Genomic DNA, 12,770 nt, shown 5'->3' with positions numbered 1-12,770 from the left:
AATAAGAGGGTTCTTACGATGCGCAAGACAATCACAACGTCACTACTACTGGCGACCGCCTGCGGGTTAACGGTGTCGGCTCACGCCGCAGAATGGACGATGGCGACGCCTTACGGCGATGCCAGCTTTCATACCCAAAACAACAAACAGTTCGCTGAAGATGTAGCGGAAGCAACCGACGGCGCGCTGACCATTACCGTGCATAGCGGCGGCTCGCTGGTGTCACATGGTGAAATCAAGCCGTCGGTGCGACGTGGCACTATTGATGCAGGTGAAGTATTCCTCTCGGTCCTTTCCAATGACGACCCGATCTTTGAAGTTGATACGCTGCCAGGTGTAGCGGGTAGCTATGATGATGCCTATGCGCTGTGGGAAGCTACCAAGCCGATGATCACCGAGCTGTTCGCCTATGAAGGGTTGATTCCGCTCTACGCGGTCGCCTGGCCAGCACAAGGTATCTACACCGCTGAGCCTCTCACCGACCCTGCGCAGTTTGAAGGCCTGCGCGTTCGTGCACCCAATATTAATACCCAGCGTTTTGTCGATAACCTGGGCGGCAGCCCGACTGAAACTGAAGAGTCTGATATCCCCACCGCGTTTAGCACCGGGCGTGTAGATGCCATGATCACCTCAAGTTCCACGGGTAACTCAATGGCCGCTTGGGACTACGTGAGTGATTACACCGACGCTAATTTGTGGCTGCCCAAGAATATCGTCTTTATCAGCCAGCGCAGTTTTGATGGCCTGGATGAAGCGACCCAGGCAGCACTGATGGAAGCCGCCGCTGAAGCCGAAAAACGTGGTTGGGAAATGAGCCGCGAAGATAACGATGCCAGCCTTGCCGTTTTGCAAGAGAACGGTATTTCAGTGTCTGAGCCTAACGACGCTATTTCTGAAGCGCTTCAGGCGGCCGGTAATACGCTTTTTGAAGATTGGCAGTCTCGTGCCGACGATGAAGCCAAACAGGCGCTGGAAACTTACCGCGAGCAGCAAGGCAGCTAATTTAAGTGCTGTTTAGCTAAGTGTTGTCTAGCTAAGTGCGGACGTGATCCTGTTTGTAGGGGCGGTGGTTTTGGCGCTGCCCTTGCTTTTCATACGCGCTTTTTCCTAAGTGCTTTTTCTTAAGTGCTTTTTCCCAGCGCTTATCCTAAGTGCTTTCCCTAAGTGCATCGTGAGGCTGCGAACATGACGTTTAAATTCGATAAGCTCTATCGCCTGGGGGCTTGGGGTGCGGCGGCGTGCATGGTGGCTATCTGTGCGCTAATAGCGCTTCAAGTGACCTTCCGCTTGGTGGATGCTCTGCTGGTATTGGTTGGTCTCAGCCGGCTGGGCCTGAGTATTACCGGCGTTTCGGAAATTGCCTCTTACCTATTGGTGGGGGCGACCTTCCTGGGGCTGGCTTACACCTTTGTGCATCACGCCCATATTCGCGTAACGCTGCTAATTACCCGGCTGCCACCAGCAATTCGTGTGTGGTTTGAAGTGTTTGGCCTCATCGTCGCCCTGGCGATCAGTCTGATGCTCAGTTACGGCCTCATTGGCCTGGCGAGAGAGAGCATACAATACAATGATGTGTCTTCAGGGTTTGTGTCGATTCCGCTGTGGATTCCTCAGCTTGTACTCGCGACCAGTGTCGGGCTGCTGTGCCTGGCGCTGGCTGAAGCCCTGTTTATGGCGGTTCGCATTGCCATTCGTGACCCAGCGAGCTTTCGCGAAGCGACGGCTCCAGATGAAAGCGAGGGCTACTAAATGGCGATTTTCACCCAGCCTGTTGAAGCGACATCTCTGTTAACCACGCTGCTGCCTGAATTGGAGAGATCCTCGTGCTGCTACTAAGTCTCGCCACTATATTCACCCTTGCGGTACTCCTGGGAAGCGGGGTATGGATCGCCTTTGCGCTGATCGGCACCGCCTGGATAGCGCTTGAGTTCTTCAGCTCATTCTCCCCAGGGTCTATCCTGGCCTCAGACTTTTGGGGCGCCAGCTACGGCTGGGATCTTACTGCACTGCCGATGTTTATCTGGATGGGCGAGATTCTGTTTCGCTCCGGGCTTGCCGACAATATGTTCCGTGGTCTGTCGCCCTGGTTAAACCGCCTGCCGGGCCGTTTGCTGCACACCAATATCATTGGCAGCGGCATGTTTGCGGCAGTGTGCGGCTCTTCGGCCGCCACCTGTGCCACGGTGGGTAAAATGACCCTGCCGGAACTCGAACGGCGGGGATACGATAGCAATATGGCGATTGGCACTCTGGCCAGCGCTTCCACCTTGGGGCTATTGATTCCGCCCTCTATCGTGCTGATCGTTTACGGCGTGGTCACCGAACAGTCGATTTCCAGGCTGTTTATGGCCGGTATTGGCCCAGGTTTGATGATCTTGGCGATGTTTATGAGCTATCTCATTCTGTGGGCGCTACTTAAAGGCAACCGCGAAGGGCTTACCGGTGAAGATGAATCCGGCATGAGCTTTGCTGAAAAGCTGCGCAATACTTGGTCGCTGGTGCCTATTCTGCTGTTGATCGGTGGAATTATCTTTTCGATCTATGGCGGGTTGGCATCGCCCACCGAAGCCGCAGCGGTGGGCGTGGTATTGTCGATCGTGATTGCGCGCTTTAACGGTCATTTTAATCGCGACATTTTTAAAAGCTCGTTGTTTGCCGCCGTGCGCACCGCCTGCATGATTGCGTTCATTATTGCCGGCGCCTCGTTTCTGACCTCGGCCATGGGGTTTACCCAGGTGCCCATGAAGCTGGCAACGGCGATTGGTGAGATGGGGTTGTCGCCCACCATGCTGCTGATTGCACTAACGCTGCTGCTGTTAGTCATGGGGTGCTTCCTGGATGGTATCTCGCTGATACTGCTGGTGACCGCGATTATTATGCCGCTAGTGAGTGCTGCGGGATTTGATCTGATCTGGTTTGGTATTTATCTGGTCGTGGTGGTCGAAATGTCGCAAATCACACCGCCGGTGGGCTTCAACCTGTTCGTGATTCAGGGGCTAACCGGTAAAGACATTCTGACCATTACCAAGGCCACGCTGCCGTTTTTCCTGCTGATGCTATTGGCGATTGCCTTAATGCATATCTTCCCTGGCATTGCGCTCTACCTGCCGGAGGCAATGACGCGTTAAGGCGCTGGTAAAAGAAAGCGTATTAACGATAAACAAGAAGCAACGCTCTGGCCGGAGCGCTTGATGACATGCAAGTTCTGGCCAGAGATTTAGGATTTAGAGCGGGATTGGGTGCTGAGTTTTTTGAACGCAATGTCTTTGTTGAACTCGCCCGGGGCGCTATAGCCTTTGCGTAGCCTAGCGAGTGCTTTGGATTGCGCTTCTCTACGGCTATTGAGTACCAGCGTGTGGTTTAGCAAGAGTTGCTGAGCATTTTCAAGCAGCTCTTTGGGGTCGATAGCCGCGGGGGTATCTATCATCAGTGTTTTGGCGATCAACTCCATTTTGGGCTGCACTTCTCGTAGCACGCTTTCAAGTGAGAAAGAGGGCACGCCGGCTGTTGCGCTTAAATCGTATAGGAGGGCGGCAAGCTGCTCTTCTGGTGCGCTGGATAGGCAGGCATCCGCAGTGGGGCCGGAGATGCGAACACACATTTCCATCAAGCTGTCGCTTTTAATATCGCTTTTATAGGGGGCATGGCTGAAGCGAATGGTGTTGATCAGCGTGGCCGGGAGCCCCCATTTAGCGGCTAGCCAAGCGCCAATAAGAGTGTGGTTGCAACCAAAGAAACGCTGCTCTTCTTCAATAAGGTGAGCATGGGGAATAGCGCTATCAAAGTATAGTTCGTCTACTTGTTCAGGGTACGTCGCGCTCAGCGCCAATATGCCAATATCCTGCAACAGTGCTGCCGTAAAAGCATGACCTGCCTGTTTAGGGCACGTTTGCTCGGCAAGCTGACGCGCTATTAACGCAGACATAATTGACCGCTGCCAAATATGGGTATGCTGCGGCCCCTTACTGGTGTGCTGAAAAAGGTTGAAGCTCAACACCACCGTTAACGTTGCATCGAGTCCTAAACGCTGGACGGCCTCAAGGCACGTCTGTGTCGAATTGGCCGAGCGAGTATGGTGGACACTATTTGCAAGAGATATTAGCCGAGCGGTTAATGCTGGGTCATGCTCAATGGTGTCGGCAACATCGTTGATTGTCGCTTTTGAAGATTGCGTTAACCTGAGGATGCGCAGTGCGATCGAGGGGAGCGAAGGTAAGCGTTGGCACTTTAGGAAATCGCTGATCAGAAAACCAGGCAGCGCTTCAGTTAGCATTAGGTATAGCGCTTCATCTTTTTTCGATGCTCTAGTCACGTTATCTCCTGCGCCCTTTGTAGCGTAGCTGCTAGCCATCATGAGGTGATGTCCTAATTTTACCATATACCCAGCTAGTGTTGACGTTGTTATAGTTGGAAAAGAACGGTTTATGCTATGTAGGTCGCTATATATACTTTATGAGGTTAGTGGCAAGCGCGCCAACTGCTCCAGAATTAAAAAAAGTGAGTGCAACAATGCACACAAAGAACGACACGGCCGATATATTCCGCCAGTTGGCAGAAGGCGTAGGGCACAGTGGGAGCCCCCGTTTTTATACAACGCTGGTGGAGCGCTTAGCGACCATACTTGGCGTTGACCATGTGCTAGTGGCCGATGTTACGCAACGCCATCAGGCTGAGACGCTGGCGGTCTGGTCTAATGGCCGGTTGCTTTGCAATATCACTTACCCGCTAACCGGTACGCCTTGCGAAACCGCGTTGGGGAAGGAGCCTTGCCTTTACTTCCGTGATGTTCAGTCACGCTTTCCTGACGATAAACTGCTTTGTGAACTGGGCGCCGAGAGCTACTTAGGGCGAGCGCTCTATGCGGCGGATGGTGCGCTGATTGGCCTGTTAGCGGTGCTTAAAAATTCCCCTATGCAGTTGAATGACTTAGCCAGTGAGGTTCTGCAAATTGCCGCCGCCCAGGCGGGGGCAGAGCTGGATCGTCAAAAGGCGGAACAGGCATTAAGAAAAAGCGAAGCGGTGGCGAGGGAAAGCGAGCGGCGCCTGGATACGCTGCTCAACCACCTGCCGGGCATGGCCTACCGCTGTTTGAATGACCGTAATTGGACAATGCAGGTGGTGAGTCAGGGGGCCAAAGCATTAACCGGGTATTGGCCTGATGAATTGCAAGATAATCGACTGACCAGCTTCGCTGCCCTGATTCATCCTAATGATCAGGACAAGATCTGTCGCGAGGTGCAGTCGGCCATTGCCAATAATCGGCCTTACCGTGTGACCTACCAACTGCGCCATCGCGACGGCGGCTACCGCTGGATGTGGGAGCAGGGCCAGGCCGTGAGGGATGAAGCGGGCGACATCGTATGCTTAGAAGGCTTTATCTCTGATGTGACTGACCAGCAAGAGTCGCAGCGGGTACAAAACGCCGTGGTTCAAGTGGCTTCTACGGTCACCACACAGGTGGGTGACGGCTATTTTCAACAGTTGATTGCGACCTTGGTTAAGGTGTTGGAAGCCGACGCAGGTTTTATTGCGCTGCTGCATACGTCCCCTCAAAGCGACACAAAAGTCGTTGGACAGGCGACCACTGTCAGCATGGTGGTAGAAGGTGCTCAACACGAACAACACGCCTTTGCGCTGCGAGGCTCCCCCAGCGAGCAGGTGGTGCTAGAGCGCGAAGCCGTCATGCATGACGGCCCGCCACTGCTGTTGCCAGGCACCTTGCTCTCAACAAAGGCATGGATTGGCCGACGCCTGGATAACGCCAACGGCGAAGCGATTGGTGTGATGATGGTGTTTTATCGCCAGCCGCTGACCACTAATGCCTTTGCTACCTCAGTGCTGAAAATTCTCTCCACCGGCGCTGCGGCAGAGCTTGAGCGCCGCCGTGACCACCGCCATATGCATCAGTTGGCCTACACCGATAGCACCACTGGCTTGCCTAACCGCGGGCGTTTTATGGAGTTGTTAGCGCAGATGTGGAAAGAGGCCCACCGGAGCGAGCGTGGTCTTGCGTTACTGTTATTGGATATCCGCCGTTTTAAGGAGGTTAATGACCTGCATGGTCATCAGGTGGGGGATCAACTGCTGGTGACGGTGGCCGAGCGTTTACAGCAGATCAGCCACATGCATGGCGCATTGGCGCGCTTATCTGGGGATGAGTTTGCCTTGCTAGTCGCCGTCGCTGATCCCGTTGATATCGGCGTGCTTGTCGAGCAGCTACGTTCAGCAGTGAAGCAGCCGCTGCATTTACAGCGCCGCGTCTTTCATCTCGATGTCAGCATCGGTTTTGCCCATTACCCACAGGATGTCGCGGAGGCTGGCGAACTATTTAATGCCGCTAGTATCGCCCTTCATCATGCCAAACGGCGTGAAAACTGTACCTCTCCTTACACTCAACTTATGCGCCAGGCGTTGCACCGACGCCAACGCATGAGCGAACGGCTCAGCGCCGCTATCGCTGAGCATAAGTTAGCACTCAACTTTCAGCCCCAGGTGAACCTTATCAATGGTCGGTTGACCGGCGCAGAAGTCTTATGCCGCTGGTACGACGACGAGTGGGGGTGGGTAAGCCCCGGCGAGTTTATTCCCTTGGCCGAAGAGCGCGGCTTGATCCGTGCCCTGGGGGACTGGGTGTTGGAAGAGTCCGCCAAGCAGTTAATCACTTGGCGTAACCAACCTGGGGGAGGGTTGCCAGGCAGGTTATCGATCAATATTTCCGCCCAACAGTTTGCTGACCCAGAGCTCACCTGCCACATTGCGCACCTCACCGCCGGTGTTTTTCCGAGCGCGATCGCTCTGGAACTCACCGAAAGCGATTTTATGCGCGACCCCGACCAAGCCGTCGAGATTACCCACACCATGCGCAAAGCAGGATACTCGCTCTCCATTGATGATTTTGGTACGGGCTACTCCTCACTCTCCTACTTGCGGCGCTTCGCTGCCGACGCGCTGAAAATTGATATCTCTTTTGTCCGCGAAATGCTCGAAAACAAAAATGACCGCACCATCGTGGAGACCATCATCGCCATGGCGCAGGCGTTAGAAATGAAGACCGTGGCAGAAGGGGTCGAAACCCAGGAGCAAGCTCGTTTGCTTGCCGAAATGGGCTGCAATGAAGCGCAAGGCTACTGGTTCGGCCGCCCATTACCGGCGGATGAGTTTGCGGCGCGGTGGCTAGCACCTTAAGTCCTTATCATCGTCATCGTCCTGTCATCACCTTTGGCATACCCTACGCGCCGCCAACCCGCGATGAAAGGAGTGTCCCATGCGCCTGGCCCTGTTTGATCTTGACGATACCCTTCTGGATGGAGACTGCAGCGACCGCTGGAATTTATGGATGATAGAGCAAGGTTGGATCAGCGATGCCGACGCCTTTATGGCGCGGGCGGCGCAAATGCACCAGGCCTATCACGCGGGTAAGTTAAAGCTGGAAGAGTACTTAGCCATGACCCTGGCGCCGCTGCGTGGGCGCCGGGTAAAAGATGTACAGAAAGAGGTCGAGCGCTTTGTCGCCACCCATCTGCAGCCGCGTATTTTTGATCAGGCCTGGGCCTGCCTGGAAGCGCATCGCCAGGCAGGCGATACGCTGGTGCTGATTTCTGCTTCGTCGCGTCACCTGGTCGAGCCAATTGCGATCACTCTGGGCATTGAGCACGTGCTGGCGGTGGAGCTCAGCGTGGAGCATGGCATTAATGAAGACCCGCGCTATACCGGTGGCAGCGAGGGTATTTTTTCCTATCGCGGCGGCAAGGTGCTGCGTCTGAAACAGTGGCTGGCCGAGCAGCAGATCACCCCCAGCCACACCACCTTCTACTCAGACTCCCGCAATGATTTACCGTTACTGCAATATGTCGATTGCCCCGTGGCAGTTAACCCAGACCCGGTACTGGCCGAGGTGGCTAGCGTTGAAGGGTGGCGGCGCTTAGACTGGCGGACGCCCTCAAGCGCTTCGTCGCCTAATGCTTTGCCAGGAAAATCGGTGCATGTCTGACGCCTACTATTTGCAGTTAACCGAACAGCTACGCACCTTGATCGACCAAAATGCCGCCCTGTGGGAAGGCAAGCTCCCCGCCGAGCGAGTATTGGCCGAGCGTTTTGCCACCACCCGCGTCACCCTGCGCCAAGCGCTTTCTCAGTTGGAGGGGGAGGGCCTGATCCACCGCAGCAACCGGCGCGGCTGGTTTATCTCTCCCGCCCGGTTAGTCTACGACCCCACCCGTGACGCGGGCTTTAACGACTATGTGCGCGCCCAGGGACGACAGCCTCGCACCGCTGTTTTGAAGCTGGAAGCCCGCGTTCACCCGCCTGCCGCTCGTGCGCTGGGCCTGCCGGATGACCAGCTGTTTCAGCATATTCGCCGCCGCCGCTACGTGGATGACCGCGCGGTGCTGGTGGAATCGCTGTGGGTGGTGCCCGAGCGCGCGCCCGAGTTGCTGGATATCTACGCCGGGCAGTCTCTGTGGGGACTGTTGCGCGAGCGCTGGGGGCACTATTTGGCTAACCGCTCTATTCGCATGGTGTCGGAAGCGCTGTCGCCTTTGGATGCCGAAGAGCTATCCGTCGCGCCGGGCACTGCCGGTTTAAATATTAATCGTGCCATTTTTGACGACCAGCAGCGCCCCATTGAGTATGACGAAGAGCACTGGCTGCACGATTCCCTTTGCATCAGTGTGGAGCTTTCGGGGCAGCGCTAGCAGCGATTGCTTCAAGGCGATCATCATCGCTTAAAAAAACGGTCAAACAAGCGTCATCGCGGTGTCATTTAACCACGGCAAACTTCTGGTCTATACCAATCAGCCGGGAGACCACCATCATGATCACGCGCCGTTTATTCCCCTCTACTTTATTAGCAGGCACCGCTGCCGTTGCGCTTGCCTCAACTGTGCTTGCTGCCAATGCCCAGGCCACTGAACTAACCGTGTATACCGCCGTTGAGTCGGACGACCTGCAAAAATACGCCGAGCGCTTTAACGCGGCTCACCCGGATATCGAGATTAACTGGGTGCGCGACTCCACCGGGGTGATTACCGCCCGCTTGCTGGCCGAAAAAGGCAACCCCCAGGCCGATGTGATTTGGGGCCTGGCCGCCACCAGCCTGCTGGTGCTGGAAGACGAGGGCATGCTGGAGCGCTACGCCCCCGCAGGTGTTGAAAATCTTGATCCGAAATTTGTCGATGCGGCCTATCGTGATGGTGAAGACCCGGCTTGGGTGGGTATGGACGCCTGGGTCGCGGCAATCTGCTACAACACCATTGAGGGCGAGCGCCAGGGCGTACCGATGCCGACTTCCTGGGAAGACCTGACTAAGCCTGAATTTGAAGGCCATGTGATTATGCCTAACCCCAACTCGTCGGGCACTGGTTACCTGGATGTGGCCAGTTGGCTGCAGCTTTGGGGCGAAGAGCAGGGCTGGGACTATATGGATCGCCTGCATAACAATATCGCCCGCTATACCCATTCGGGTTCCGCGCCCTGCAGCCTGGCGGCTACCGGTGAAACTGTGGTGGGCGTGTCATTTGCGTTCCGTGGTGCCCGCTTGAAGTCACAGGGAGCGCCTATTGAGGTCGTGTTCCCTGAAGAAGGCCTGGGTTGGGATATGGAAGCTTCCGCGATGGTAGCCGGTACCGACAAGCAAGAAGCAGCGCAAACGCTGCTGGATTGGTCGATCTCACGGGAAGCCAACGAGCTGTATAACGAAGGCTATGCGGTGGTGGCCTACCCCGGCGTGGCCCAGCCCATCGACAACTACCCTGTAGACATCACCGAGCGCATGATCGATGCCGACTTCAAGTGGGCGGCCGTAAACCGCGAGCGCGTACTGGCCGAGTGGCAGCGTCGCTACGACGGTAAAACCGAACAATAAACGGCGGATTCGCGATCAGATGCCCCGGCCCATGCGCCGGGGCTTGGAGATGTTATGCACACCACCATGACGTCGCTGCTGGCGGCCGACTCGCCAGCGGTGATGACCCCCACAGCGCCCCATTTGCGCATTGAAGCGGTGACCAAGTGTTTTGGTACTTTTACCGCGCTGGACAACATTTCTCTGGCCATTAACGAAGGTGAGTTTGTCTGCTTTTTGGGCCCCTCCGGCTGCGGCAAAACCACCCTGCTGCGTACCATTGCAGGGCTAACCCAGCAAACGTCGGGCACGCTGATTCAGCGTGACAAGGATATTTCCCGGCTGCCCACCCAAGCGCGGGATTTCGGCATTGTGTTCCAGTCTTACGCGCTGTTTCCCAATCTGACGGTGTTTAACAATATCGCCTATGGGCTGCGCAACCGTCGAGATGACCGAGCGCGTATCGACAAGCGGGTCGCCGAGCTGCTCGCCCTGGTGAACTTAACCGGCAGCGAAGACAAGTATCCGGCGGCGCTGTCTGGTGGTCAGCAGCAACGTGTTGCGCTGGCGCGGGCGCTGGCCACCGAGCCAGGCTTGTTACTACTGGATGAACCCCTCTCGGCGCTGGATGCCCGGGTGCGTGGCCATCTGCGCAGCCAGATTAAAGCCCTTCAGGCACGCCTGGGGGTGACCACCATTATGGTCACCCACGACCAGGAAGAGGCGCTGACCATGGCCGACCGCATTGTGGTGATGAACCACGGCGTGATTGAGCAGGTGGGCACCCCGGCCGAGATCTACCACCAGCCTGCCAGCGCCTTTGTGGCCTCGTTTATTGGCAGCATGAATTTCCTTGAGGTCAGCGTGCAGAGCAGCGACCAGGCGTGGCTGGGTACCACGCCTTGCGCCTGCCTGCCGCACACCTTAGACGTGGGCCAAGCCGCCCAGTTGGCCATTCGCCCGGAGGCCGTAGCGCTTAGCTGTGCAGCGGGAGCGCTGAACGGTGAGGTGGTCGGCATTGAGTTTTTGGGCCCCTTTCAGCGGGTTACCCTGCGCCTAACGAAAGCCGGTCAAACGCTTATCGCCGATGTGCCCAGCCGGGATAGTCGTGACCTCGACCTGTTTGTGGGGCAGATGCTATCGATTCACCTACCCGCGGAGGCCGCCCGCCTGTACCCCGCAGGGAGTAGCCAGCAATGATGGCTAAGACCTTTACAATGTCGGCGACCAAGCCGTCGCTAGAGTCGCTGATCCGTTTGTTAGCGTTACTCGCTGGCGTCGCCCTGCTGGTGGTGGGCCTGCTGTTTCCGCTGGTGGCCATGCTGGTTAAAAGCCTGCAAGACCGCGCCGGCGACTTTATAGGCCTGGCCAACTTTGTTGAGTATTTTCAAACCCCCGCGCTGGTCAATTCGATTGTTAACTCGTTGCGGGTGGCGCTGATGACCACCGTAGTGGTGGTCGGCTTGGCGTTTGTATGCGCCTACGGGATTACCCGCACCTGCATGCCGGGCAAGCGGCTGTTTCGTATGCTTGCGATTCTGCCCATCCTGGCGCCGTCGCTGCTGCCCGCGATCAGCTTGGTTTACCTGTTCGGCAACCAGGGGTTTCTGCGCGACGTGCTGGCAGACCACTCGATTTATGGGCCGATTGGCATCGTAATGGGCATGAGCTTCTGGATATTTCCCCACGCGCTGATGTTGCTGACCACCGCGCTAACCAACAGCGATGCGCGGCTCTACGAAGCGGCCGAAGCGCTGGGCACCCCCAAATGGCGTACGTTTTTGACTATTACATTGCCCGGTGTGCGCTACGGGCTGATTTCCTGCCTGTTTGTGGTATTTACCCTGGCGATCACCGACTTTGGCGTGCCAAAAATCATCGGTGGTCAGTTCAGCGTGCTGGCCACCGACGTCTACCGCCAGGTCGTCGGCCAGCAGAACTTTCAGATGGGCGCGGTGGTCAGCGTGATTCTGCTGTTACCCGCAGTGCTCTCGTTTATCGTTGACCGCTGGATACAGCGCCGCCAGGTGGCCCAGCTTTCGGCCCGGGCGGTGCCATGGCAGCCTACCCCCAGCCCGCTGCGGGATTGGGTCTTTACGCTACTTTGCTACGCGGTGGCGGGGGCGATTGTGCTGGTGATCGGCACTGCGGTGTATGCCTCGCTGGTTCAGTTTTGGCCCTACAACTTGTCGATCACCTTTAAGCACTACACCTTCCAAGGCATGGCCGATGGTGGCTGGGGAGCGTGGTTTAACTCGCTCAAGCTCGCCTTCAGCGTGGCCGTGGTGGGTACCTTAGTGATCTTCTTCAACGCTTGGCTGATCGAAAAGAGCGAAGGCTTTCGCCCGCTGCGCCAAGGGCTGCACTTTATGGCCATGCTGCCCATGGCGGTGCCCGGCATGGTGCTGGGGCTTGCCTATATCTTCTTCTTCAATCAGGCGGGCAACCCGTTCAACTGGCTATACGGCACGCTGATGATTCTGGTGCTCAACACCTTGATTCACTTCTACACCGTGTGCCATCTCACCTCGGCCACCGCGCTAAAACAGCTCGACCCCGAGTTTGAAGCGGTGGGGGCCTCACTTAAGGTACCTTTCTGGATCACGTTCAGTCGGGTGACGCTGCCCGTGTCGCTGCCCGCGGTACTGGATATATCGGTGTATCTGTTCGTCAATGCGATGACCACGGTGTCCGCGGTGGTGTTTCTCTACAACAGCGACACGCGGCTGGCCTCGGTGGCGGTTCTCCATCTGGATGAAGCCGGTTACTTCGCCAGCGCGGCGGCCATGGCGGTGCTGATTTTCCTGACCTCGCTAGTGGTGAAGCTGCTGCATACCGCGCTTACCCATGTGTTGTTAAACAACGCCCAGCGCTGGCGCATGGCGGGCTAGACCGCCGCCGTGCTTGCGGTTAAAGTGTTTAAAAATCT

At 56.6% G+C, this 12,770-nt stretch carries 10 protein-coding genes; 9 read left to right on the top strand and 1 reads right to left on the bottom strand.

Annotation, left to right across the window (positions count from 1 at the left end):
• Nucleotides 1-18 precede the first annotated feature (18 nt).
• The 3 genes from J7J49_RS07625 to J7J49_RS07615 all read left to right on the top strand — a co-directional run bounded on the left by J7J49_RS07625 (nucleotide 19) and on the right by J7J49_RS07615 (nucleotide 3,128).
• On the top strand, nucleotides 19-1,002 hold the full coding sequence (locus J7J49_RS07625; protein ID WP_064235464.1) for a TRAP transporter substrate-binding protein: 984 nt from the start codon (nucleotides 19-21) through the stop codon (nucleotides 1,000-1,002).
• A gap of 183 nt (nucleotides 1,003-1,185) precedes the next feature.
• The gene (locus J7J49_RS07620; protein WP_064235463.1) at nucleotides 1,186-1,749 is read left to right on the top strand and encodes a TRAP transporter small permease; all 564 of its coding nucleotides are present in this window, start codon (nucleotides 1,186-1,188) and stop codon (nucleotides 1,747-1,749) included.
• A gap of 74 nt (nucleotides 1,750-1,823) precedes the next feature.
• Nucleotides 1,824-3,128, top strand: a complete 1,305-nt coding sequence (locus J7J49_RS07615) for a TRAP transporter large permease (protein ID WP_064235462.1) — start codon at nucleotides 1,824-1,826, stop codon at nucleotides 3,126-3,128.
• An 89-nt stretch (nucleotides 3,129-3,217) separates the two neighbouring features.
• Here J7J49_RS07615 and J7J49_RS07610 read toward each other — a convergent pair whose 3' ends face one another.
• The gene (locus J7J49_RS07610) at nucleotides 3,218-4,312 is read right to left on the bottom strand and encodes an HDOD domain-containing protein (protein WP_353048354.1); all 1,095 of its coding nucleotides are present in this window, start codon (nucleotides 4,310-4,312) and stop codon (nucleotides 3,218-3,220) included.
• Between the two features lie 197 nt (nucleotides 4,313-4,509).
• Here J7J49_RS07610 and J7J49_RS07605 point away from each other — a divergent pair, with 197 nt between their 5' ends.
• From J7J49_RS07605 to J7J49_RS07580, 6 genes are all read left to right on the top strand, one after another.
• Complete coding sequence (locus J7J49_RS07605) at nucleotides 4,510-7,185, top strand: bifunctional diguanylate cyclase/phosphodiesterase (protein ID WP_215091509.1); 2,676 nt, start codon at nucleotides 4,510-4,512, stop codon at nucleotides 7,183-7,185.
• 79 nt (nucleotides 7,186-7,264) lie between these two features.
• Nucleotides 7,265-7,990, top strand: a complete 726-nt coding sequence (locus J7J49_RS07600) for an HAD family hydrolase (protein ID WP_215091508.1) — start codon at nucleotides 7,265-7,267, stop codon at nucleotides 7,988-7,990.
• Nucleotides 7,983-8,693, top strand: coding sequence for a UTRA domain-containing protein (locus tag J7J49_RS07595; protein WP_215091507.1), 711 nt, complete (start codon nucleotides 7,983-7,985; stop codon nucleotides 8,691-8,693). The genes J7J49_RS07600 and J7J49_RS07595 overlap by 8 nt, the downstream gene beginning before the upstream one ends.
• Before the next feature lie 119 nt (nucleotides 8,694-8,812).
• The gene (locus tag J7J49_RS07590) at nucleotides 8,813-9,862 is read left to right on the top strand and encodes a putative 2-aminoethylphosphonate ABC transporter substrate-binding protein (protein ID WP_215091506.1); all 1,050 of its coding nucleotides are present in this window, start codon (nucleotides 8,813-8,815) and stop codon (nucleotides 9,860-9,862) included.
• Nucleotides 9,863-9,916: 54 nt separating this feature from the next.
• The gene (locus tag J7J49_RS07585; RefSeq protein WP_215091505.1) at nucleotides 9,917-11,041 is read left to right on the top strand and encodes a putative 2-aminoethylphosphonate ABC transporter ATP-binding protein; all 1,125 of its coding nucleotides are present in this window, start codon (nucleotides 9,917-9,919) and stop codon (nucleotides 11,039-11,041) included.
• Nucleotides 11,038-12,732 carry a putative 2-aminoethylphosphonate ABC transporter permease subunit gene (locus J7J49_RS07580; RefSeq protein ID WP_215091504.1) on the top strand — a complete coding sequence of 565 codons (1,695 nt, stop codon included), beginning with the start codon at nucleotides 11,038-11,040 and terminating at the stop codon, nucleotides 12,730-12,732. Before J7J49_RS07585 ends, J7J49_RS07580 begins: the two co-directional genes overlap by 4 nt.
• Nucleotides 12,733-12,770 lie beyond the last annotated feature (38 nt).

It is taken from the genome of Halomonas sp. ISL-56 (assembly GCF_018612805.1).
Lineage (GTDB): Bacteria > Pseudomonadota > Gammaproteobacteria > Pseudomonadales > Halomonadaceae > Vreelandella.
This window is presented reverse-complemented; position numbering and strand designations above follow the sequence as displayed.